The following is a 21405-nucleotide window of genomic DNA, read 5'->3' as shown; positions in this document are numbered from 1 at the left end:
CTTCTGATCTTTAAGCTTTTGAAGCTCATATTCACAAAATAGAATATGAGCTGAAAGATTGCCAACTAGACGTAAAGCAATCTCTTACTCCTGTCCTCGATGGATAATATGCGGCATAGTTACAATAGAAGTATCTATTCAGGCCTCATCACTCTGTCGAGCCAAAAATTCCAGGCGGGTTTCACAGGACTTAGCAGATCTGGATATATTAATATTGTGTTGATGCTACCCTAACGGTATGTGAAACATCACGATGTTGGATCGTGAAAGAAGTACCGACATAGTTACAGGTAATTTAATAGTTCGTCGATCAACACAGGCGCTCATTTTCCAAAGTTGAGAATAAGCATAGATAGGAATATCAAATGAAAATTTGGATGGATAGGTCGGTCATATCTCCAATACGAGCAAATGATTGTACAGCCCCGATACGCGTCGCCCCTGGTCTGCTTCCGTCCACAGAAGAAGCTCACACTATTCGCCATCGTACATTAAAACTTTCCTCATCACTTTATATACGACCATGCCAGGATGGAAAGTGGCTTGTTTGCAACCCGCTAGGCTCGGGCGCCTGGCAGTTCTGGATGCCCATGCTTTCTTTGTGTTAGAAAAATTCCGCGATGGGAATACTCCTTCTGAGGTCGCTGAGGCCACTTTCATAGAATCTTTAACGGCCATAGAGCAATTTGCGGCACTGCTTTATAATTCAGGGTTTCTCCAGGATACCCAGCTTTCTGCGACTAATAATCGGAAGCAAGAAGAGACGCTTGCGGTCTGGCTTCATGTGACCAATGCGTGCAATCTACGCTGCAATTACTGCTATATCAGTAAAACAAATGAGATTATGGCTGATGATACAGCCAGAAAATCTGTTGATGCCATCTTTCGCTCAGCCTTAAAACAGGGGTTCAAACATATTATGCTCAAATATGCTGGTGGTGAGGCATCCTTACAAGCCGAGAGCATTTTCGCTATACATGACTATGCTATTGATCAGGCCCGCTTTCATAATATCGAACTTGATGCCCATTTGCTTAGCAATGGCGTCTTTTTGTCACAACGCATGATCGAACAACTAAAAAAACGGAAGATCGCTGTCTCAATCTCCCTTGACGGTATTGGTGCTGCACACGATAGCCAGCGTTCCTTTAGCAATGGGAAAGGCTCATTCAAGTTTGTCGACCGAACCATCACACGCTTACTGGCAAACGAAGTAACTCCCCATATCCTTGTTACCGTCTCACAGCACAATCTAGCCGGCCTGAGTGACCTGATGGCATACATTCTACAGTATAATCTTTCTTTCTCTCTCAGCTATTATCGCGACAATGAATGCTCACCATCCTCCAATAATCTGCAATTTTCTGATGCTCAAATGATCACGACCATGCAGAACGTGTTTGCGTTCATTGAGCAACGCCTTCCAAGACAAAGCCTGCTAAATTCCCTGATCGATAAAGCTGATCTTACACATTCTCACCAACAGACATGTGGAGTAGGGCGTAACTATCTGGTGATTGATCAGCATGGAGGAGTTGCTAAATGCCAGGCAGATATCAAACATACCATCACGACAATAGATGAAGATGATCCATTGCAGATATTGAAAACAGATCTTACAGGCATTCAAAATCTGCCAGTTGAGCAGAAACAGGGATGCCAGCAATGCAATTGGCGCAACTGGTGCGCCGGCGGTTGTCCACTCTTAACCTATAGAATCACTGGTCGCTATGATATAAAATCGCCTAATTGCAATATCTACCAGGCACTTATTCCTGAAGCACTTCGACTCGAGGCTCTGCGCCTGCTCGCCTATGAAGAACCATTCATTATCCATGAAGTGACTGAAGAGCACTCTTTAGTTTTGTAAAACTATCTTTTGATACCTATTGACATATTCATTTGAATTTGATGAGCAGAGAAGGGGAAACAAAATACTCATGAGTGGAAGGGCTAGTATGCTTATTACTACCCTTCCTTACTATATCGTCAGATTACCTGGCTCATGACGAATTTTGATCGGTAATAAATATATTTTTGCGGTTTTTTTGTATTTTTACAGCTTCATATTATTAATTAAATATTAACGATATGGATAATTTTAAAAGTATTTTTAATAATATAGTTTGACTCTATTGATATTAAAAGCTTTATAAGTTTATTGGTACTTGACGGGGATAATACCTGGGCTTATACTTATACAAATTGGGTATTTAGCTCAATTTACGAAATGCCAGAATATTATATTTGTTTATGGCATCAATCAAAGAGGAAAAACACAAGAAGCTCAACGGGCAGATTTCAAACCAGTAAGTTGTAACGCAGGTATGTCAAACTACAATGATTTAAGCATTACAGTTTCAGGCAGCTAGAGGATTTCTGATGTGCGTTACCACTTTGATTAATAGAGCTTAACAACAGAAAAGGAATGCATAGATGCAAGCTCGAAAGTCTGGCAGATCTCAGGATAAACAACATTCCGAGATCGCTGATATTGTAGAACATGACCAAACCAGGGATCAAACTGCTCAAGACCAGCAAGATGAAAGTCAAACCTTGCAAGATCAAGAAGTAGAAACACAGACACATACCGAAAGAAATAATGCCATACAAAAGACTCCTCCTTTCCATTGGAGAGAGATCTTCCAACCCGCTGTACCAGGTATAAGCGGCCTGGAAAGTACGCGTTTCTTAGCAAAGTGGCTATTATTTGGTGGTTTAATAGGTATCTCTTCAGGATTAGGGGCGGCAACGCTTTCCTATGCTATCAGCATATTTACTAATCTTTTCTTGAAAAATATTGTTGGATATTTACCCCCTGAAGCGCATGGGGATGGTATTTCCCAACTAATGCCCATTGCTCACCTATGGCTTTTACCCGTGGTTACAGTCCTGGGTGGTCTGCTTTCAGGCTTTCTTGTTTTCAAATTTGCTCCTGATGCAGAAGGACATGGAACGGATGCGGTTATTGATGCAATCCATCATAAGAACGGCATAATTGGGGCTCGCGTACCACTCATAAAATTGGTCGCATCGGCTATTACGATTGGTTCTGGTGGCTCTAGCGGCCGAGAAGGTCCAGTTGCCCAAATTGGGGCGGGTTTAGGTTCGATTTTAGGCAAATTATTTCATATGTCTCCCGAGGATAGGCGCATTGCCGTTACTATTGGTATGGGAGCGGGTATAGGTGCAATTTTTAAAGCTCCCTCGGAGGTGCGCTATTAGCAGCAGAAATTCTTTACTTGCGTGATCTAGAGATTGAGGTCTTCATACCTGCAATTATTGCTTCAACTATCGGATATACCGTCTATGGCTTTTTCTTTGGCTTCACTCCTATTTTTGGTAATCTACAAATTCCCCGATACAATCTCCTATCCAGTTCCTCTATTATGCGATACTCGGTGTATGCGCAGGCTTTACAGGCATCTGTTATGCCAGTTCTTTTTACGGTATGAACAAACTTTTCCATCATCTCAAACTACCTCGCTGGATAAAGCCTGCAATTGGTGGACTGATCGTGGGCTTCGTTGGGTTAGTATTTCCGCAGGTACTAGGGATAAGTTATGGCTGGGTCCAATTGTTTATGGATAGTAAATATTTACTTACGATTCCATTATGGGTACTCTTACTTCTACCTTTTGCCAAAATGCTCGTTACGGGCCTATCTATTGGTTCTGGTGGAGCAGGCGGAACTCATGGACCAGGGATGGTGATTGGAGGTTTTCTAGGGGCTTTTTTATGGAGTAGTATGCATTCCTTACCCTTTATGCCGCAACAGCCGGCCGCATTTGTCGTGGTTGGCATGATGGCTCTCTTTGGAGCAGTCGCCCATACTCCTATTGCAGTTATGGTTATGTTAGCTGAAATGACCGGTAACCTTTCACTTCTGGCACCGGCCATGATTGCTTTATCCATTTCGATAACAATTCTCGGAAACAATACCATTTTCAGAAGTCAACTTCCTAATAGAACACATTCGCCTAAATTTAAACAAACTGAATAAGATACACCCATGTGGTTACATACGCTTTTTTGATATGTATAAGAGGTATTCTGGCACTCCCTGTGATCATGCACTGACGACGTGAATTGTCAGAACCATATCTGTAGGGTTGTCCAAAGGACGCTCAGGCCGAAGTAGCCAAGGGCCAGACCACAGAGAAGATTGATCCAACGAAAGGTTGCAGGCTGTACCCACCGCTTTCCCCATTGAATGAGAGTAGCAATGCCAATACACCAGGCGGTTGCTCCGATAAAAAAACCAACAAAGAAGAGCTCAAACTGCGTGCCCACTGCTCCAGATGTGGCGACACTCCCTCCTAACCCTGACCAAAAAGCCAATCCGACCGGGTTGGCGAGTCCAAACACGACACCTGTGGCGAAATGCCCGCGTGAAGATGAGGGGAGGCCACTACCTGTTTGCGGGGAATGAATGCTGTATGCAGCGCTACCCATGCAAGATGGAGCAGAAAGATGCTTCCGACAATACCCAGCACGATGCGAAAAGCGAGATGTTGAGCGAGGAATGTGGTGCCAGTCAAAGCGAGCACCGCCACAATGAGTCACCTATGAGAGATCCTGTTTCAACCAGTAGTGCCGAGCGACCACCGTAAAGAACGCCACGACGGATGGCCTCGGTATTAACGGCACCCGGCGCGGAGGCATAGGCAATACCGAGCCCAATCGCTGTGATGATCAGTGTCCAATGCATAGGGAATATTACTCCTGAAAGTATGGGGGGAGGGGATTATGTCGAACTGCATTATCGATACTCGCGAAACTGCTCAGAACTCTGAGGGTCAACAGTGAGCCGATAAATCACGATATCCTCCGTTCTGTGGCGAATCTTGATCAGTATATGCATCTATGATATCGTGTAAGTGGTATTGCTAAAATAGCCACTTTATCGAAAAGAGAAAAGGCCACTTTGAGGGGGACTATGAAACAGCAACGGGCGCGCAGCGAACTTGCCATTCCGATTACACTTGATCCACAGGCCTCAACACCATTGACGCAACAACTCGTGACGCAATTCCGTCAGGCCATTCGGGACGGGCGTCTGCCGGCAGGCAGTCCAGTTCCCTCAACACGTCACCTGGCAACGAGCCTCGGTGTCTCACGAACGGTTACCGCAACAGCGTATGACCACCTGCTTGCAGAAGGATACCTCATTGGCAGGCATGGGCCGGAACCTATGTCAGTCCAGATCTTGTCCTGCCATCTCAAACCACTGTTTCTACATCATCTTCAGCACCACGCTGGCTCCGTCCTATGCCTGTACAACTTGTTGATGAAGGACCTGTGCTGGCGCGAACCATCACCTTTCGTCCAGGGATGACCACCATCCCCCAGGAGTCTCGCGATTGGTGGCAGACGGTCTGGAGAAAGACGGCTCAATGTCCACCACCCACAGATTATAGTTCCTCGGAGGGAGAACTGGCGTTGCGCGCAGCTATCGCGGCATATCTGGGACGTTCACGGGGCATCGTCTGTACGCCGGATGAGGTGCTGATTACCACGGGATCGGCACGCACGCTGGATCTGCTCATTCGTTCCTGTCTGGTTGCCGGTGATCGCATTGCCATCGAGGAGCCGGGATATCCACAGGCACGCTGGCAATTGCTCGCCGCTGGCATGCAAGTGTTGCCGATCGCAGTAGATGAAGATGGACTTCAAGTTGATGCGCTCCCAACCGGTAAAGATGCCCCACTCGCCATCTATCTCACCCCCTCTCATCAGTATCCACTTGGCTCACGTCTATCGTTACAGCGGCGACTTGCGCTCTTAGATTGGGCACAAGCAAACGATGTGCTGCTGATTGAAGATGATTATGATAGCGAATTTCGCTTCAATGCCCCGCCCCTGCCTGCGCTTGCCTCCCTGGATCAACGGGCGTCAGTAGCCTATCTTGGGACATTCTCAAAGGTGGTGACGCCAGCATTGCGCTGTGGGTACCTTGTTGCTCCGCGCCGCTTGCTACAGCGTGTCAAACAATATAGTATGCTCACCGACTACCATGTATCCTGGCCAGTCCAGCAAGCACTCACGCTGTTTCTCACCGAGGGCTATCTGGAACGACATATTCGCCGCATGAGGCAGCACTATGCTCAATGCCGCGCACGCCTGCATGAAACGCTGGCACCTGTAGCTCATCTTGCAGCGCTAAAAGGATTAGAGGCAGGCTTGCATACCTATCTCGAACTGAATGCCACCCTCTCTGTAGCTCGCATCATTCGTGAGGCTCAGACACACAGGGTTATCGTCACGAACATTGAAGCCTGTTATATGCATATTCCCGATCGGCAAGGTCTCCTGCTTGGGTATGGTGGACTCTCACTCGAGGAGATTGAGTGGGGAGCACAGAGGTTAAGAGCCGTTATTCAGCAAGAAGCCGGATTAGAAAGAGGCGCGCCAGTTGTTAAACCAGCGCGCCTGCTCTTCAAAGAAAGGTGACCGCGTCTCTCTGGACGAGTTGTAGGGAACGGACTAGGAAACGGTCAGGGCGAAGATGTGCAGTGCTCCCTGATCGACTGAAGATGGGAAGGTTATGCTGGCGACCTGCTTGCTCGCATTCAGCGCGATCGGCGCAGATGCAAAGACATAGGTTCCCACCTGATCCTGACCGGATCCAGCGTTACGATAAGAGGTTTTGACGGCCACGACATTACCGTATGATGGTTGCGAATTGCCCGCGCCAAGGGTCCAGTCGCTGAAGCCAAGTTGAGCAGTCTGGGTACTCCCATCGGTATAGGTGATCGTGACGTTGCCCGAGGACGGTCCATTCGTGGCGCTGCCAAGGAAGGTCAGATGGGTTGCTCCAGCCTTCGCGTCTGGCGTTTGAATGGTTTGTCCAGCTACCTGCACATTGTCAAAGGTTGCAGGAGCGACATTGGGCCACAGGTATTGGGTACCATTGACGGTCACGGTCGCACCCGGCTTGTAGCCGGACGCAGCAAGTTGCTGCGCGGAATAGCTATAGCCATCACCATCAAAATCAGCATTTCCCTGCCCATCATTAGAGATACCTGCGTTATTGAAGAGTCCCAGCAGGTTTCCTGGCTTTGCCACCACCACGGTGAGGGCAGAGATCGGCAATTTTACGCCTGTACTGGTCTGGGCGGTGAGCGGAATACTGTAGACCCCTTCGGCCATATTCGCGCCAGCCGCGATAGTAAAGGACTGCTGCGCATTGCTGTTGGCCGCGACAGTGAAGCTTCCAGAGGCAGGAGTAAGGGTCAATCCTGCTGGCGGCGTTGCGCTCCATTGGACGGTTGTTGCAGCGTTACTGATATTCTGGGCCGTGATGCTGGCCTGTACCTGCGCGCCCGGTGCGACGGTGATGCGTCCAGGATTGAGTGAGACAAGCGTTGGGATTTCACCATAATGATACGAAGGCGGTGCATCGGCAGCGCTACTTCCCCAGGTTGTGTTTGGCGTACTCCCGACAGTGTATTGCAGCGTGCCTCCATTAGCGATGAACGACTCGGGCAGCCAGGGATGAGTGCTGCTCGCGCCATTGACCTTCAGGCTCTGCACATAATAATTGCTATCTGTGATCCCTGGCGCTTGAATGGAGATCTTCTGACCGGTTGGACGTGTGATCGTGATATCTGGAAACTGGGGACTTGCCAGCGCCAGATTGGCGGTACCAGGTGTCTCCGGAACATACCCAGATTCGCCCAGACATCCCAGGCAGACATCGTACCAAGATCATCATTTCCGGCCATTCCAACCTGCGGGTCCATTGGTCGAGGAACCAGTCGCGGTGAATGGGTCAACTAAGTGAGCAAGATCCTGTGGAGGTGTCGATGGAGCGGGGGCCGCCTGCACATGGCCTGCGGGTATGGTCAGGCAGAGTGTAAACAGCGTGGTCAGGATGACCATGATACTGGTAACAGTACATTTTGTACGTTGAGCGTGCATGATTGCTGTCTCCTCCTTGTTCCAGCAAACGACAGAAATGCACCTGTGGAGATGTAGCGGCACGCATGGATAGAAGATATATACATGTGGTCACATACGATTTTTTGATATGTATAAGAGGTATTCTGGCACTCCCTGTGATCATGCGATGATAACGTGAATTGTCGTTTGAAGCTCCTTAACCGTAATTTGCATTTTCCAACAGGTACGTTTCCAATGAGTCCAGGTGCCATCAATTCGTCACTGAATGATATTTCTCCTGACCTGATCGTGTGCTATGTACGTCGGTCACCTTTGTCCTTTTAGCATGAAGCAGGCATATTTGCAGGAGAAACGTCAACTCAGTGTTGACACTCGATGTTCGCTACAGATAAATAAATCACATACGTTATTTATCTGAATACACACATAATAGTAACATAACATTTATAAAAGAATCAAGTGCGGTATGAAAGCGTTGTGCCTGCTCTGGGCAATCCCAATAATATAGGGAAAAGTGAGCCGGTGGCCCGGCTGCTCATATTTCTGGTGTGCCGCCTCTCTGTGCGTGGTAGAGGAAATGTTCCTGTGACCGGACCCCTGTTGCTCGTCTCCAAATATTCCCGCCGTGCCCACGGGCCTGACGCGTAAAGAAGGATTGCGCACTATCACCCAGGAAATGATGCAGACGTATAGTTTCCATCGTGTTGTCCATTGCCGCTGGCAGCCACCAGTGGTAACGTGAACCAGAAGGTTGATCCCTGACCCACGATACTCTGCACGCCACGGTTCCGCCTTGCTGCTCAATAATCGTGCGACAAATATGTAGTCCAAGCCCCAATCCCACGCCAGTGCCACTTTTCACCTTAACGCCAGGGGCACGATAAAACCGTTCCCAGATATGCTGCTGCACCTCTTGAGAGAGTCCTGGCCCTTCATCACGAACGGCGATGCGCACCATGGATCCCTGTATCTCAAGTTGGACCTCTACAGGTGTCTGTTCAGCTGAATATTTGAGGGCATTGGACAGATAATTGTTGATCACTTGCCCGACACGCTGCGGATCCGCCAGTACCATCACTTCCTGCTTATAACCAACAACATGGATCGTACGGTTCATAGTGAGGCGGCGCTGGTCTTCTACGGTCTCCTCTACAATCTGGTGCAGATCACAGGAAGTAAGTTGCAATTCCAGTTTATCCATGCGAATACGCGTCACATCAACCAGATCATTAACCAGACGATTCTGGGCCATCACTTGCCGCTCAGCACGATCAAGTAACCCTTGAACCATCGTGATCATCTGGATGGTTTGATCATCGCTCTGAGGGATAAGATGGGTCAATTGCCGTTTGGCAATCTGGATATTTCCACGTAACGAGGTTAATGGTGTTTTCAGTTCATGACTCACAATGCCAATAAAATCATCCATCTGCTGACTGGTTTCACGCGCAACACGTTCACTGGCAACCGCCTCTTCCCGCTCCCGTAACAGACGGTCCCGCTCAATAACCAGGGCAACTAATTTTCCCACAGCTTCTGCCAGCGTGAGTTCGTCAGCAAGATAGCGGTGCTGAGGATCATGTGGAGCAAGAGCCATGACACCAATAAGTACACCACGCAGACGCAGGGGTATCAACAGCGCCTGTCCCCCGGGGCGTTCACTCGGGCGTAACCCAATCATATCAAAGGAAACAGCATTGCCCGCAGAAAGCTGATTGAGTAACCGTGAAGCAGAAAAGGTGACAGAGAGTCGCGTTCCAGGTTGCAAATTTTGCAGGGGAACACGTTCGCTCGTTTGCACAACGAATTCGATTTGATCGGTCGCAAACGCCAATACAGCCAGCACCACATCTTTCCCATTCAACACACGAGCCGTTAAATCGGCCAGATGATACAGCAAGGAATGGGGAACGGTCTCACTGGATCCCGCAAGCGAGACCAGGTTTTCGGCCATCAAAAGGAGGGCTTCCAATGCGGTATGGGTGCGTTGCTCTAACTGACGACGCATTGTTACATCACGCGCCACCATAATAGCACCAGTAAGGGTTCCCTCATCATTCCGAAGCGGAGTTCCGGTTACGCTTAATTGAAGCTCACGTCCATCCGAGCGACGCATGCGAACTTCCGCCGGATTTGGCCCCCCAGGTGCTCTCCCCGAAGGACGCGTGCAGTTGGCCGCTGTGCCAGTGACAGCGGTAATCCATGTTCATCGAAGACGGAAATCTGCTGAAGGAATAACTGCTCATCCGGTTCTCCTCCTGGAACATCCAGGAGTTCCCGAGCCGCTCGATTCAACCGTAGCACCTTTCCATCCGCATCAAAGAGGAAGAGGCTATCATTGATCGCATCAATAAGGACATCAAGATCATTTGCATGCTGGATGGCCTGTTGCTCTGCCAGTTTATGTTCTGTAATATCCTGTACAATACCAAGCATGCGTGTGGGACGACCGACATCATTATAGGTGCCTTGCCACGGCCAGTGGTCCAATGAAGCTTGTCATCCGCACCATACATCCTAAAATCAATCTGGTACTCTGTATGCTGGTCCAGTGCTTGCTGGATCTTTTTGGCAATATTGGCAACGTCATCGGGATAAACCAGAGCGAGAAAAGCATCGTAGGTCCCCCCAAAGGTTCCTGCTGGCAGACCTAATATTGTTTCGTGCTCCTCAGACCAGCGCAGGTTTCCGGTGCTAATATCCCAATCCCAGGTTCCCATTTTGGCGACGGAAAACGCCATGCGCAAGCGCGCTTCACTCTCGCGCAAAGCCATTTCAGTACGCTTAAGATCGGTGACATCACGACTGATATTGAGGACCGAGATCACCTGCCGCTCAGCATTAAACTCGGGAGCGAGACGCGACTGGTAGAAACGTTCTCCTGAAGGGGAGGGGAAAATATAGTCGAGTTGCTTAAATTGTCCTGTTGCGAACACCTCTCTCAGGCATTCATCCCAGATGGTACAGAGATCTTCTGGCATCCCTGCCTCACGATTGCTTTTCCCCACAAAGCTCTCCGCCGCGAACCCCGTTGCCTGCGTTATGGCCGGATTAACATACAAATACCGCAAGTCTGAATCGAAACGCGCAATAATGTCTGGTGCGTTCTCCGCCAGCATCTGGAAGGCACGATGCTGACGCGCCAGTTCAAGCCGCTGCTCTTCCATCTGCCGCGACATCGACATTTTTTCGATCGCATTGGTGATCGCATAGTGCAGAAGTTCTGGCGTGAGTTGCTCTTTAATGAGGTAATCCTGGGCACCACGTTTCATCGACTGCACCGCGATCGTTTCGCTGCCACCCCCGTCAAGACAACAACAGGCAAAAAAGGTTGATCGGGCTTGATACGCAGATGATCAAGAAATGCAGTACCAGTCATATCGGGTAAGTTGTAATCTAAGAGCACACAGTCCAACTGAAGGCTCTGACACTGCGACAACCCCTGACGCCCATTGCTTGCCTCGTGAATGGTAAACCTGATCCTCCAATCCTTTAAGAGGTAACGGCGTATCGCCACACGATCCTCCAGGTTGTCATCAATGATCAAGATATTCCTCTGCTGTGGTGGATCCATCAATGTTACTCCGCCTCCTGAGGCAGAATGGCAGCCTTGTATGTACCAGACAGGTATATTTCCCGCGTCAATAGAAAAAGCACATGTTCCCTTCTTCTTTGACGCACCATGTGACCGGATAGGATACAACGAGTTTCTTTACTCAGCTTGCGTGACACTCCGCACGCCCTGAAGGGGCGGCGGCTTCTTCCACTCCTGCGTACGCCACTGTTCGAGATAGATAGCGTTGCTATGACTCACTGAACAGAGGTAATGGGCGAGGAATAGCTGAGGGCGCCACCATCCTGGCGTGATCCTCATGGGCGGTGCCATGCCCCTTGCCCGTTCCGTGCCTCCGTGCTCGGCGGCGCGATGGGCCACCTTTGCTGTTGGCGTCTTGGGAACGGACAACACCTGATGATTTCTCATCCCTCTCTCCTGGACCCAGGAGAGGAGCGCGAGGCTTTTCCTGATGGTGAGCACGTGTACGCAAGCGCTGACCAATGACCAGGCTCGCATTGCGATCGGCATGGCCCTTCATGCCACACGCAGGACACCAGGCCAATGGTGCCCCAGGGGTGTAGCCTGCTGGCTCGGGCCCCTGCTTGGCATGGTAGCGCACAATCAGGCCATGACAACGGGCGCATTCGCGGCTCGTGTTGCGCGGGTTCACCCGACTCGTGATCATGCCCTCGTTCCACGCTTTATATTTGGCATTGGTGAATATACGCCCCTTCATCCAGAAGGCTCGTTTGCTGTTCCCTCGGCGACTGTAGCGGCCTTTTTGGGTTTCAGCTTGCCCAGATGTTCAAATACCAGCACACTCGCCTGATGCTGACGAGCAAAGTGCACAATGCGCGCACTGATCAGGTGTGCCACCTGCTCATCCACATGACGGATTTTCTCCATAATGCCACGTTATCGTGTTGGTTCTCGGCCAGGATACCCGTCTTACGACGGTTGCGGGCGATCCGACCAAGCAGCCACTTCCTACGGCCATTTACGCGTTTGCCGCCACTGAGAAAGGTGGTGGCAACGGTCGAGCCGTCGGCTGTTTGGATGGTACAGACCGCCAGATGATGGTCGAGATTGAGATCAATGGCACAGATGCGTGTCTGGGCATGAGCCAGTTGCACAGCCACCTTCCCCGGACTGGTGAAGGTCTTTTCGACCGGGGTATGCAACCGCCAATGTGAGCCATGGCGAACCAGCGACGGACTCCCGGGCTCATAGCCATTGGGCAGGTCACGGCTCAAGAGCCGAACGTTGACCCAGATCCACCTCGCCCCTGTCCAGAGCTTGAGAAGAATGGAGGACGCAGTGCGCCCTTTCCACTGGCCCTTGTAGAACGTCGGCGACCGATTCCAGGTCCGCGGGGGAACCGGTGGGTGCTCGGTGAAACGCTTCTTTTTGAGGGCCGCTTTCTCTTTGCGCGCACGCCACTTCTGCAAGCTCGTCTCAAAGGCATGGGCGGAGCCAAGAGCCGCGTGAATAGCGGCACGGCGAAAGAGGGCAGGAACCTGAGGAGCAATGGCATCGAGCGGCATCACCGGATCGGGGTTTTCTTCCGTCGCATGGGTCAATGTCTCAAGGGCATGCAAGGCTTTGTGTGAGGAAAGCAACCTGCTCATGAGCTGTGATGACCTCAAAGTAGAAGGAAGCCACTGTGTTGAACAATGCCTGGGTAGTCGTAAACCAGGCAGCATACCGGGATGGATACTGCATTGCTTGTGTGATGGTTTTCGTTGCCTTTGCCATGCGATGACTCCCTCCCTTCCTCCCCGCTAGATTCCTTTTTGCGCATTGATATAGTGTTGAATGGTCTCAGCACTCACTGCACCAGCCGTGCTGGCAAAATAGGAACGGGTCCAGGTCGAAGGCATTTTCTTCATGATAGGGGCGAACTCCCTTCGTAAATGAAAGGACGTGATGCCCTTAAGTTCTTTCACCACATCAGCGGCACTTTCAGAAGGCCAGACGCGGATAAAAAGATGAATATGGTCAGGTTGAATCGCCAGGGTGAGAATACTCCACCCTTTTTCCAGACATTTCTCTTCGAGTATCTGTTGACACCGTTCTTTGATGGGACCCGTAAGAATGGCTTTGCGACGACGAGGACACCAGATGAGATGATACACAATAAGATGGACGCGGTGCTCGTCACGCTGATACTGCAATGTACTCGTCTTTTCCATTGTTGCAGTATACAGGAGAAAAGACGATATTGCAACAAGCGAGGGCTAAAGCCCACGAGAAACCCGCCTATCCGCCTGGGTTCAAACCACAGCGGCTTGCGGCGGGTTACGCTTATGTCACAAGCCAGTCGAGCTTGTTATTGATTCTCGACAAATGCGACGAGGCGGCAGAAAGCTGCTTCACCGCCATTAAACTTCCAGGGGAAACAGCCGAGCCAGATGCGTTGATCGAGTACTTCATCAATCATGCCGCCGGCATTCTCGACGTGGAAGACGCCATGCGGGAACATATCATAGTGCATGATTTGCAGGTCGTCGTCGGGCCAGATCTCTTCAAGGGGTTGACCCAGTTTCTGCGCGCACTTTGCCGCCAGGTCCGGCCGCACCTTGCGAATGACGGTATTCATGGGATGATCCATTGAGCCTGCATCGATGGCAAACCAGGAGATCTGGCGCTCCAGGACCCAGTTGACAAACTCGCGTGTCGGGCCAGGATGCTTGATGAAGTAGCGTGTTTCATCTGGTTGCGCTTCCCCATACCAGTTACTGGGATAATATTTGTGATAGCCGGTGTGGACAACCACGATATCGTTGGGCTGGATGTGCAGTCCTGTTTTGCGCTCCCATTGCTCAAAATGGGCCGAGGTATAAATATCGTAGTCACCAATACCCAGGGCTTCAAGATCCACGACGACGGCCGGACCGACCAGTTTATCCAGGGGAATGCTGCCAATGTCTTGCCCATTGGTGATAAAGTGTAGCGGCGCATCCAGATGCGTCCCAACGTGCAGCGTGGATGAAATATGTTGACCACCAACCTTGTCAAAGGCGACTCGTTTGACCCATTTAATCGTCGGTCCCTCGTAGGTTGCGAAACCCGGGGTATGCATATCCCAGTTTTGTGAGAGATCAAGCACACGCATGTTACTTAGATCAATTGGCTTCATCTCATGCCCTCCTCTGGCCTAGCGCTTGCGCTCATCGAAACGCTTTTAAATATTACAACACTCACTGCGAGTGATATACTTTATTAGTATATCATCTTTCTCTTCCTTTACATTTTCATATGGTACAATTTATACCTGTCTACTTATTTAGCCAGCGTACGATACTTTAATCGCTTCTGTATCTTTGTATGCTAGATGTAGTAGTAAAGAGGAGGCCAGCCATTGATTCTTTCCACATCACTGACAGCAACCGCAGCGGCACTACGTAGTGGTCAGTTGGATCCGTTTACATACATCGAGCGCATCTGCGAACGCATCGATACGCTTGATCCACAGTTGCACGCGCTACTGCCGGAGAAGGACCGTCGTGGTCGCTTGCAAGCTGACATCGCTGCGTTGCAACAGCGTTTTCCTGATCCCGAAAGCCGCCCGGCACTGTATGCTATTCCGGTTGGGATCAAAGATACCTTTCGGGTCGATGGTTTTCCTACCAGGGCGGGATCACGGTTGCCGGTGGAATTATTCATCGGTCCCGAAGCTTCGTGTGTGGATATGCTCAAGGCGGCGGGTGCCTGTATCCTTGGTAAGACAGTAACCACGGAATTTGCCTATTTTGAGCCAGGGGAAACGCGCAATCCGCATAATCTCAACCATACTCCTGGTGGATCCAGTAGCGGTTCAGTGGCTGCGGTAGCCGCAGGACTCTGTCCACTGGCATTAGGAACGCAGGTAATTGGCTCGACAATTCGACCGGCGGCCTTCTGTGGCATTGTGGGTTTCAAACCAACCTATGGCCGTATTCCTACTGATGGTCTGGTTCAATGTGCTGACTCCGTCGAACATATCGGCTATTTTACGCAAGATGTCGCCGACTGTTCCCTGGTTGCACCATTGCTCTGCCGTGACTGGCGCAGTGAGTACAGCGTCTCGGTTGAGAAATTACCTGTCCTCGGTGTTCCTGATGGACCATACCTGGCTCAGGCCTCTGCCGAAGCCCTGAGCGCCTTCGAAGATCAACTCACGCTCCTGAAAAAAGCTGGCTATAGCATACGTCGCATATCTGTTTTCCCTGATATTGAGAGGATCAATCGTCTGCATATGCGGATGGTGTTTGCTGAAATGGCTCAGGTACATGCTCCCTGGCTCTCACGCTACGAAACACTCTATCGACCGCGCACGCTGGCCGCGCTGCGTGAAGGACAAACGGTGAGTGACGAAGAACTTGCGCAGGGACGTGAAGGTCGCGCCATGTTGCGCGAGGTTTTAGATGCGCTGATGCACGAGGCAGGCATCGACCTCTGGGTCAGTCCGGCAACGCAGGGTCCGGCACCCGAGGGCTTAGACTCGACCGGTAGTCCGCTGATGAACCTGCCCTGGACCTATGCCGGGCTACCGGCGATTACAGTTCCAGCGGGTCTGGCAACAAATAAACTGCCGCTCGGCTTGCAGTGCGTGGGCGCGGCGATGGCCGATGAGCAGGTTCTGGCATGTGTGGCTCCGATGGCGGATATACTGGCGAACAAAGTACAGATAGAGGATTGCAAGGCATGAAACCACCGCAATTTCAATATTGTGCGCCGGGCGTGTTGGATGAGGCATTGGGGCTGTTAGACCAATGTGGTACGGATGCGAAGATATTAGCGGGTGGTCAAAGTCTGATCCCGCTCTTGAATGTGCGCCTGGTCGCTCCACTTTACCTGGTCGATATCAACCGCGTGGCCGCGCTGGATTATATTGATGCCAGGGAGAACCATCTCGCAGTGGGAGCGATTGTGCGTCAACGTAGCGTTGAGCAATCTCCAGTAGTGCGGCAGCGACATCCTCTCTTAATAGAGGCCATAACATATATCGGACATATGCAGATTCGTAATCGCGGCACCCTGGCGGGCAGTATTGTCCATGCTGATCCTGCCGCGGAGTTGCCAGCACTGCTCTGCTGCCTGGATGGTGAGATTGTGGCCCGCAGTAGCACTGGCGAACGGATCATCAAAGCCGAACAGTTTTTTACAGATTATCTCACGACGACATTGGATGCCCGAGAAATAGTCACGGAAATTAGGTTGCCCTGGTTGCCTCCACAGGCTGGTTGGGCCTGTATTGAGTTCACACGCCGTGCTGGCGACTACGCACTGGCGGGAGCAATTGCGGTCGTGGTGCCAACACCAGCGGGAACATGCCAGTCGGCACGCATCAGCTATTTTGGCATTGCCGCAACCCCTGTGCGCGGCTATGAGATTGAACAGATGCTGATAGGTACAACCCTTGACGACGCAATCTTGCAAGCCGCCGCACATGCAGCAGAGAGTCTGGTCCAGGACGATCTCAGCGATATCCATGCGACATCGACGTATCGTCGCGCGCTGACGGCCGAGGCAACCAGACGCGTACTGAGGACTGCCTGGCAACGCTGTCAGAACAGAAGTTAAGGAAAGGTCATCGATGGTTACGATCAAGCAAACATCCATGCCGGCCTTACATGATATGTGCTCACTTAGCCTGACCGTGAATGGGCAGCACTATGAACGGCGTGTACCGGCACGCTTGCTGCTCTCAGATTTCCTGCGCCATGAACTGCACCTCACGGGTACGCATGTTGGCTGCGAGCATGGCGTCTGTGGTTGCTGTACCATACTGCTCAATGGTGAGGCCGTTCGTTCCTGCCTGATGCTAGCGGTGCAGGCCGATGGCATGGATCTCACCACGATTGAAGGTTTCGCCTCATCCCAGGAACCACTGCATCCCATCCAACAGGCATTCCAGGAAAAGCATGCGCTGCAATGCGGCTTTTGTACGCCGGGAATCATTGTCTCGGTGCATGCACTGCTACGTGAGCATCCCATGCCAACCGAGGAAGAGATCCGCCATGGACTCTCTGGAAACCTCTGCCGCTGTACCGGCTATCAAAATATCGTGGCGGCGGTCAAATGCGCGGCCGTGTATCTGGCCGATCAAGAAACAACACATTCCAGGAATGAAAATAATAAGTAGGACTAAAACCCGTAGAATCTGATGAAAGGCAGGGGAGACATGGCTACACGTTGGTTTGGCGCTCCTGTTCAGCGTAATGAAGATCCCCGTCTTCTCCGGGGGCAGGGCCTCTATGTCGATGATATTGACTTGCCGGGAATGCTGCATGCGGCAGTGTTACGTAGTCCTTACGCACACGCAAAGATTGTGCGTATCGATACGCAGGCGGCCAGCAACTTGCCAGGCGTGCACCTGGTTCTTACCGCCACTGACCTGGGTGAGGTGCTGGAACCATCGCCGCTGCTGATACCGCATCCGGCACTGACACACCCTCGTACACAACTTCCCCTCGCCCTTCACGAGGTACGCTATGTGGGAGAAGCCGTGGCGTTTGTTGTCGCGGATAGCCGCTATCTTGCCGAGGATGCGCTGGAGTTGATCGACGTAGCGTATGAGCCGTTACCCGTTGTTCATAGTCTGGCGACTGCCTCCGCGCCAGATGCTCCACTCGTGCACGAAGACGTCCAGGGCAATGTCGCGGCTCACCTGCTACAAAGCGTAGGCAATCCTGATGAAGTACTGGCCAATGCACCCCATGTCATCCGCGAAACATTACAGATGGAACGGGGCGCGGCGATGCCGATGGAGTGTCGCGGGATCGTAGCGCGCTGGGATCACTATGAGCAGATGCTTACCTGCTGGATATCCACGCAAGCCCCCATACCTATTCGCAATGGACTGGCGGCGATTTTCCATCTGCCAGAACACAAAGTACGTGTGATTGCCCCGGATGTTGGTGGTGGCTTTGGCGCCAAAATCATGCTCTTCTATCCTGAGGAGATCCTGACCCCGTTTGCCACCATGCGCCTGGGCCGACCAGTCAAGTGGATTGAGGATCGGCGCGAGAACTTTATCTCGACCAACCAGGAACGCGGTCAGCTACACGAGGTAGAATACGCCTTCGATGACCAGGGAGTGCTGCTCGCGGTGCGCGACGTATTTCTCCATGATACAGGAGCCTATACCCCTTACGGTATTATTGTTCCCATTATCACTTCTTGCTCATTGCCAGGTCCCTATCGGCTCAAGCACTATGCCAGCGATTGCCAGGCCCTCTATACCAATAAAGTCCCGGTCAGTCCATATCGCGGTGCTGGCCGTCCCCATGCTGTTTTTGTGATGGAGCGTATCATGGATCGGATCGCCCTTGAATTGCAGATGGATCGCCTGGAGGTACGCGCCCGCAACTTTATTCGTCCCGATGAGTTTCCCTGGGACGTGGGTCTGGTGTACCAGGACGGCGGGCCAACTCGCTATGATAGCGGAAACTACCAGGCGGCCCTGGATAAGCTCAAGCTTGCCCTCGATTACGATACCTTTGCGACGCGCCAGGCCGAGGCCCGCGTACAGGGTCGCTACCTCGGACTCGGCATCGGCTATTATGTTGAGGGCACGTCGATTGGTCCTTACGAGGGAGCCCATGTGCGTGTCGAACCCGATGGCCGCGTCTTTGTTGCTACCGGCGTTACCTCGCAGGGACAGTCCCACCAGACAGTTTTCGCACAGATCGTGGCCGATCAACTCGGGATTGAGCCGCAGGCGGTCCTGGTCGCCACCGGAGACACACAGGCTTTCAACTGGGGCGTAGGAACTTTTGCCAGCAGGGCCGCCACGGTGGCTGGTTCGGCAGTACACCTGGCTGCCGTCAAAGTACGTAAAAAAATACAGGCGCTGGCGGCTGAGCTATTTGAAGCGTCAGCGGAGGACATAGAACTGGCTGAGGGCAAGGTGTTTGTCAAAGGAGCACCTCAGCGCGCACTGACATTAGGACAGCTAGCCATTAAAGCCAACCCGTTGCGCTATACCTATGGTGAAAGTGCACGCACGCTGGCCGCAATGAACCTGGCGGCCGCACGACCAGGACCCGCCTTACCACCCGAACGTGACGCCCCTGGACTGGAAGCCGACGGATTTTATAGTCCACCGCATGGAAGCTTTGCCAGCGGTGTGCATGGAGCGATCATTGAGGTCGATCCGGCCACTGGTATGGTCTCGTTCATAAAGTACGTAGCGGTCCACGACTGTGGCCACCTGATCAATCCACTGGTCGTAGAAGGACAGGTCCATGGTGGTGTAGCGCAGGGCATCGGCGGCGCCTTTTTTGAACGCTTAGTCTATGATGACACAGCCCAATTGCTCAGCTCAACCTTTATGGATTATCTGATCCCAACCGCCGCCGAGATCCCGGACATCACCGTCGAGCACATCGAGACGCCATCACCGCTCAATCCACTTGGCATGAAAGGAGTCGGTGAAGCCGGCGTTATTCCCGTCGCGGCCCTCTTTGCATCGGCCCTCGATGACGCACTCTCACCCTGGCACATCCGCATCCGCGAGATGCCACTGCACCCGTGCCGCTTGCATGAACTATTACAAGAAGCGAGGTGTCACAAGGCCGTATTGCCATTGGCAACAGAGAAACCTGGCGCGCCCACGGAAAATTGCCATTGACTCACTGCTCCTGAACAGAGCGGAAGTTGCAAAAAGCTCTGGGAAAATGGCTGCCAGCTAAAATTTCCTGTTTCTGTAAGTTCTCCATTGATAGGGATGAAATTGCTGCATGTATAGAAATAGCGAAAGTTCATATGAGCTTCTTCCGGTGCAGCAACATGCACCTGCGAACCGATCCATTGTAACGAAATCACACGATCCTCTGGCACCTTCGGCGCTATAACAATAGATAAAGCAGGCGCATGGCCATCCAGCGGATCAAAATTGGTATAGACATCCTGGTTAGCTTGCTTATTTTTGACCACGTGCATAAATCGGACACCAAACGCTAATCTCATCGGCCCACTCATCGTCAGAGGAAAATTCTGGAGGATCGAGACTGTCTGCCCGGGATTCAACGATGATGGCATCGGGGGAGGACAACTCATAAAAGCACCATCTACCGGTAAAGGATACTCCGGCTTACTGCCACCGGTAACATATACACCAAGCGCTCCAGTACACGGAGAGTTCGCGAGCACTCCCGCAACCATAACAGGTGTCTTGTTGTGGTTGGTTAATGTTAAGCGTACTTCAAGCAATTCACTCAGGAAATAGGGACCCGGTGTTATTTGCATGGACTCCTCGATACCATTCTTCTGGGCCGTAACGGTCCTCATCGGACCAACAGCACCGATCGCCGCTGAAGTCCCCAGTATACTGGCTGCTGATGAGGAATGATAAAACAATAGCCAGGTGCCACTAAAAATGATAAGTACTATAAGCAGAAGGATCCATACTCGACGACGCATTGCATTGCGCATACCCTGAAATATTCGCTGTGTAGCCTGGAGCATTGTTGTAAACATCTTCCTTGATTCTCCACTTCCAATTATTATGTAAAGGCTTATCGATATTTTGTTGATATTACCCTCATTACAATAACATTTGAAACGGTGCAAAACCGGACAGAAATAACATCTATAATCAACAAATTTTCCAGACAAATACAGAAACAGAAATAAGTTCCGTAACGCACTCCCGATAGATGCGCTATTCAGCGGAATATAAAGATACGGCGCAGATGGCCTTCAGGCTTTCTCGCCTGTGCCATCTGCGCCGTATCGGGAAAAAACTCCCACTCCCCCAAAGGAAAATACGACAGAATTAAAATTGCTGATTTGAATGGAAGGAGCGCTGATTGGGACTTGTAAAACGCTGGCTCGGGCTCATAGAGCCTGCCGCTGGCGCTTTTGGCTGGACACGTCTGCCATGCAGGAAGAAATATACATAGGTTGCAATCTCGTGACACTCCGCACGCCCTGAAGGGGCGGCGGCTTCTTCCACT

19 protein-coding genes and 4 pseudogenes are annotated in these 21405 nt (G+C 51.3%); 9 read left to right on the top strand and 14 right to left on the bottom strand.

All coding sequences use genetic code 11. The features are described 5' to 3' along the window. The first annotated feature begins 547 nt into the window (after positions 1–547). The 3 genes and pseudogenes from KDW_RS30745 to KDW_RS30730 all read left to right on the top strand — a co-directional run bounded on the left by KDW_RS30745 (position 548) and on the right by KDW_RS30730 (position 4003). Positions 548–1870 (top strand): radical SAM/SPASM domain-containing protein, encoded by a 1323-nt coding sequence (locus tag KDW_RS30745; protein ID WP_162005775.1) that lies wholly within the window; start codon positions 548–550, stop codon positions 1868–1870. Between the two features lie 566 nt (positions 1871–2436). Then, a pseudogene (locus tag KDW_RS30740) lies at positions 2437–3455 on the top strand (chloride channel protein). Next, complete coding sequence (locus KDW_RS30730) at positions 3362–4003, top strand: chloride channel protein (protein WP_151759696.1); 642 nt, start codon at positions 3362–3364, stop codon at positions 4001–4003. The pseudogene KDW_RS30740 and the gene KDW_RS30730 overlap by 94 nt, the downstream one beginning before the upstream one ends. An 89-nt stretch (positions 4004–4092) precedes the next feature. Here KDW_RS30730 and KDW_RS34665 read toward each other — a convergent pair whose 3' ends face one another. Genes KDW_RS34665 through KDW_RS32115 form a run of 3 tightly spaced genes read right to left on the bottom strand, consistent with a single transcriptional unit; the run spans position 4093 to position 4711 of the window. Continuing rightward, positions 4093–4368, bottom strand: coding sequence for a LysE family transporter (locus tag KDW_RS34665; protein WP_233098045.1), 276 nt, complete (start codon positions 4366–4368; stop codon positions 4093–4095). Further along, the gene (locus KDW_RS34660) at positions 4320–4556 is read right to left on the bottom strand and encodes a hypothetical protein (protein ID WP_233098047.1); all 237 of its coding nucleotides are present in this window, start codon (positions 4554–4556) and stop codon (positions 4320–4322) included. Before KDW_RS34660 ends, KDW_RS34665 begins: the two co-directional genes overlap by 49 nt. Continuing rightward, a complete protein-coding gene (locus KDW_RS32115) occupies positions 4538–4711 on the bottom strand; it encodes a hypothetical protein (RefSeq protein WP_162005772.1) in 174 nt (57 codons plus the stop codon). The genes KDW_RS34660 and KDW_RS32115 overlap by 19 nt, the downstream gene beginning before the upstream one ends. Positions 4712–4939: 228 nt before the next feature. Between KDW_RS32115 and KDW_RS36500 the strand changes: the two are divergent. After that, positions 4940–5173, top strand: a pseudogene (locus KDW_RS36500) (GntR family transcriptional regulator); the annotation flags it as partial. Continuing rightward, a complete protein-coding gene (gene pdxR / locus KDW_RS30715) occupies positions 5164–6453 on the top strand; it encodes a MocR-like pyridoxine biosynthesis transcription factor PdxR (protein ID WP_443092593.1) in 1290 nt (429 codons plus the stop codon). The pseudogene KDW_RS36500 and the gene pdxR, both read left to right, overlap by 10 nt. Before the next feature lie 33 nt (positions 6454–6486). Here the strand turns inward: pdxR and KDW_RS36560 are convergent, their stop codons facing one another. The 10 genes and pseudogenes from KDW_RS36560 to KDW_RS30665 all read right to left on the bottom strand — a co-directional run bounded on the left by KDW_RS36560 (position 6487) and on the right by KDW_RS30665 (position 14600). Further along, a complete protein-coding gene (locus tag KDW_RS36560; RefSeq protein WP_503826633.1) occupies positions 6487–7152 on the bottom strand; it encodes a beta-sandwich domain-containing protein in 666 nt (221 codons plus the stop codon). Between the two features lie 348 nt (positions 7153–7500). Further along, positions 7501–7700 (bottom strand): annotated as a pseudogene (locus KDW_RS36555) (glycoside hydrolase domain-containing protein); the annotation flags it as partial. A gap of 13 nt (positions 7701–7713) precedes the next feature. Next, positions 7714–7923 carry a hypothetical protein gene (locus KDW_RS30700; RefSeq protein ID WP_151759690.1) on the bottom strand — a complete coding sequence of 70 codons (210 nt, stop codon included), beginning with the start codon at positions 7921–7923 and terminating at the stop codon, positions 7714–7716. A 517-nt stretch (positions 7924–8440) separates the two neighbouring features. Next, on the bottom strand, positions 8441–10021 hold the full coding sequence (locus KDW_RS30695) for a sensor histidine kinase (protein WP_151759689.1): 1581 nt from the start codon (positions 10019–10021) through the stop codon (positions 8441–8443). Beyond that, entirely contained in the window at positions 9988–10248 is a 261-nt protein-coding gene (locus tag KDW_RS32470; protein WP_503826632.1) for a PAS domain-containing protein, read from the bottom strand. Before KDW_RS32470 ends, KDW_RS30695 begins: the two co-directional genes overlap by 34 nt. Next, positions 10197–11177, bottom strand: a complete 981-nt coding sequence (locus KDW_RS30685; protein ID WP_162005770.1) for a PAS domain-containing protein — start codon at positions 11175–11177, stop codon at positions 10197–10199. The genes KDW_RS32470 and KDW_RS30685 overlap by 52 nt, the downstream gene beginning before the upstream one ends. Next, positions 11174–11479, bottom strand: coding sequence for a response regulator (locus KDW_RS30680; protein ID WP_151759686.1), 306 nt, complete (start codon positions 11477–11479; stop codon positions 11174–11176). Before KDW_RS30680 ends, KDW_RS30685 begins: the two co-directional genes overlap by 4 nt. A 229-nt stretch (positions 11480–11708) precedes the next feature. Beyond that, a pseudogene (locus KDW_RS30675) lies at positions 11709–13216 on the bottom strand (zinc ribbon domain-containing protein). A 26-nt stretch (positions 13217–13242) separates the two neighbouring features. After that, positions 13243–13653: an IS200/IS605 family transposase gene (gene tnpA, locus KDW_RS30670; protein ID WP_151755659.1), complete on the bottom strand. Its 411-nt coding sequence runs from the start codon at positions 13651–13653 to the stop codon at positions 13243–13245. A 137-nt stretch (positions 13654–13790) separates the two neighbouring features. Then, entirely contained in the window at positions 13791–14600 is an 810-nt protein-coding gene (locus tag KDW_RS30665; protein WP_151759685.1) for a cyclase family protein, read from the bottom strand. Between the two features lie 222 nt (positions 14601–14822). On the opposite strand from KDW_RS30665, the gene KDW_RS30660 reads away from it, so the two are divergent. From KDW_RS30660 to cutA, 4 genes are read left to right on the top strand one after another with little or no spacing between them, the layout of a single operon-like run. Beyond that, positions 14823–16151 (top strand): amidase, encoded by a 1329-nt coding sequence (locus KDW_RS30660; protein ID WP_151759684.1) that lies wholly within the window; start codon positions 14823–14825, stop codon positions 16149–16151. Then, entirely contained in the window at positions 16148–17026 is an 879-nt protein-coding gene (locus tag KDW_RS30655; protein WP_162005768.1) for an FAD binding domain-containing protein, read from the top strand. Before KDW_RS30660 ends, KDW_RS30655 begins: the two co-directional genes overlap by 4 nt. 13 nt (positions 17027–17039) lie before the next feature. Continuing rightward, positions 17040–17588, top strand: a complete 549-nt coding sequence (locus KDW_RS30650; RefSeq protein WP_233098041.1) for a (2Fe-2S)-binding protein — start codon at positions 17040–17042, stop codon at positions 17586–17588. A gap of 39 nt (positions 17589–17627) precedes the next feature. Next, entirely contained in the window at positions 17628–20078 is a 2451-nt protein-coding gene (gene cutA / locus KDW_RS30645; protein ID WP_151759682.1) for an aerobic carbon-monoxide dehydrogenase large subunit, read from the top strand. Here cutA and KDW_RS30640 read toward each other — a convergent pair. After that, positions 20015–20926 carry a hypothetical protein gene (locus KDW_RS30640; RefSeq protein ID WP_151759681.1) on the bottom strand — a complete coding sequence of 304 codons (912 nt, stop codon included), beginning with the start codon at positions 20924–20926 and terminating at the stop codon, positions 20015–20017. The genes cutA and KDW_RS30640 overlap by 64 nt on opposite strands. Positions 20927–21405 lie beyond the last annotated feature (479 nt).

Origin of the sequence: Dictyobacter vulcani, from assembly GCF_008974265.1 — a bacterium.
GTDB lineage: Bacteria > Chloroflexota > Ktedonobacteria > Ktedonobacterales > Ktedonobacteraceae > Dictyobacter > Dictyobacter vulcani.
This window is presented reverse-complemented; position numbering and strand designations above follow the sequence as displayed.

Coding starts and splice junctions, on each gene's coding strand:
- KDW_RS32115 (WP_162005772.1), bottom strand. CDS start 4,711: ATGCATTGGACACTGATCATCACAGCGATTGGGCTCGGTATTGCCTAT.
- KDW_RS36560 (WP_503826633.1), bottom strand. CDS start 7,152: ATGGCCGAAGGGGTCTACAGTATTCCGCTCACCGCCCAGACCAGTACA.
- KDW_RS30700 (WP_151759690.1), bottom strand. CDS start 7,923: ATGCACGCTCAACGTACAAAATGTACTGTTACCAGTATCATGGTCATC.
- KDW_RS30695 (WP_151759689.1), bottom strand. CDS start 10,021: ATGCGTCGCTCGGATGGACGTGAGCTTCAATTAAGCGTAACCGGAACT.
- KDW_RS30685 (WP_162005770.1), bottom strand. CDS start 11,177: ATGAAACGTGGTGCCCAGGATTACCTCATTAAAGAGCAACTCACGCCA.
- KDW_RS30680 (WP_151759686.1), bottom strand. CDS start 11,479: ATGGATCCACCACAGCAGAGGAATATCTTGATCATTGATGACAACCTG.
- tnpA (WP_151755659.1), bottom strand. CDS start 13,653: ATGGAAAAGACGAGTACATTGCAGTATCAGCGTGACGAGCACCGCGTC.
- KDW_RS30665 (WP_151759685.1), bottom strand. CDS start 14,600: ATGAAGCCAATTGATCTAAGTAACATGCGTGTGCTTGATCTCTCACAA.
- KDW_RS30655 (WP_162005768.1), top strand. CDS start 16,148: ATGAAACCACCGCAATTTCAATATTGTGCGCCGGGCGTGTTGGATGAG.
- KDW_RS30650 (WP_233098041.1), top strand. CDS start 17,040: ATGGTTACGATCAAGCAAACATCCATGCCGGCCTTACATGATATGTGC.
- cutA (WP_151759682.1), top strand. CDS start 17,628: ATGGCTACACGTTGGTTTGGCGCTCCTGTTCAGCGTAATGAAGATCCC.
- KDW_RS30640 (WP_151759681.1), bottom strand. CDS start 20,926: ATGTTTACAACAATGCTCCAGGCTACACAGCGAATATTTCAGGGTATG.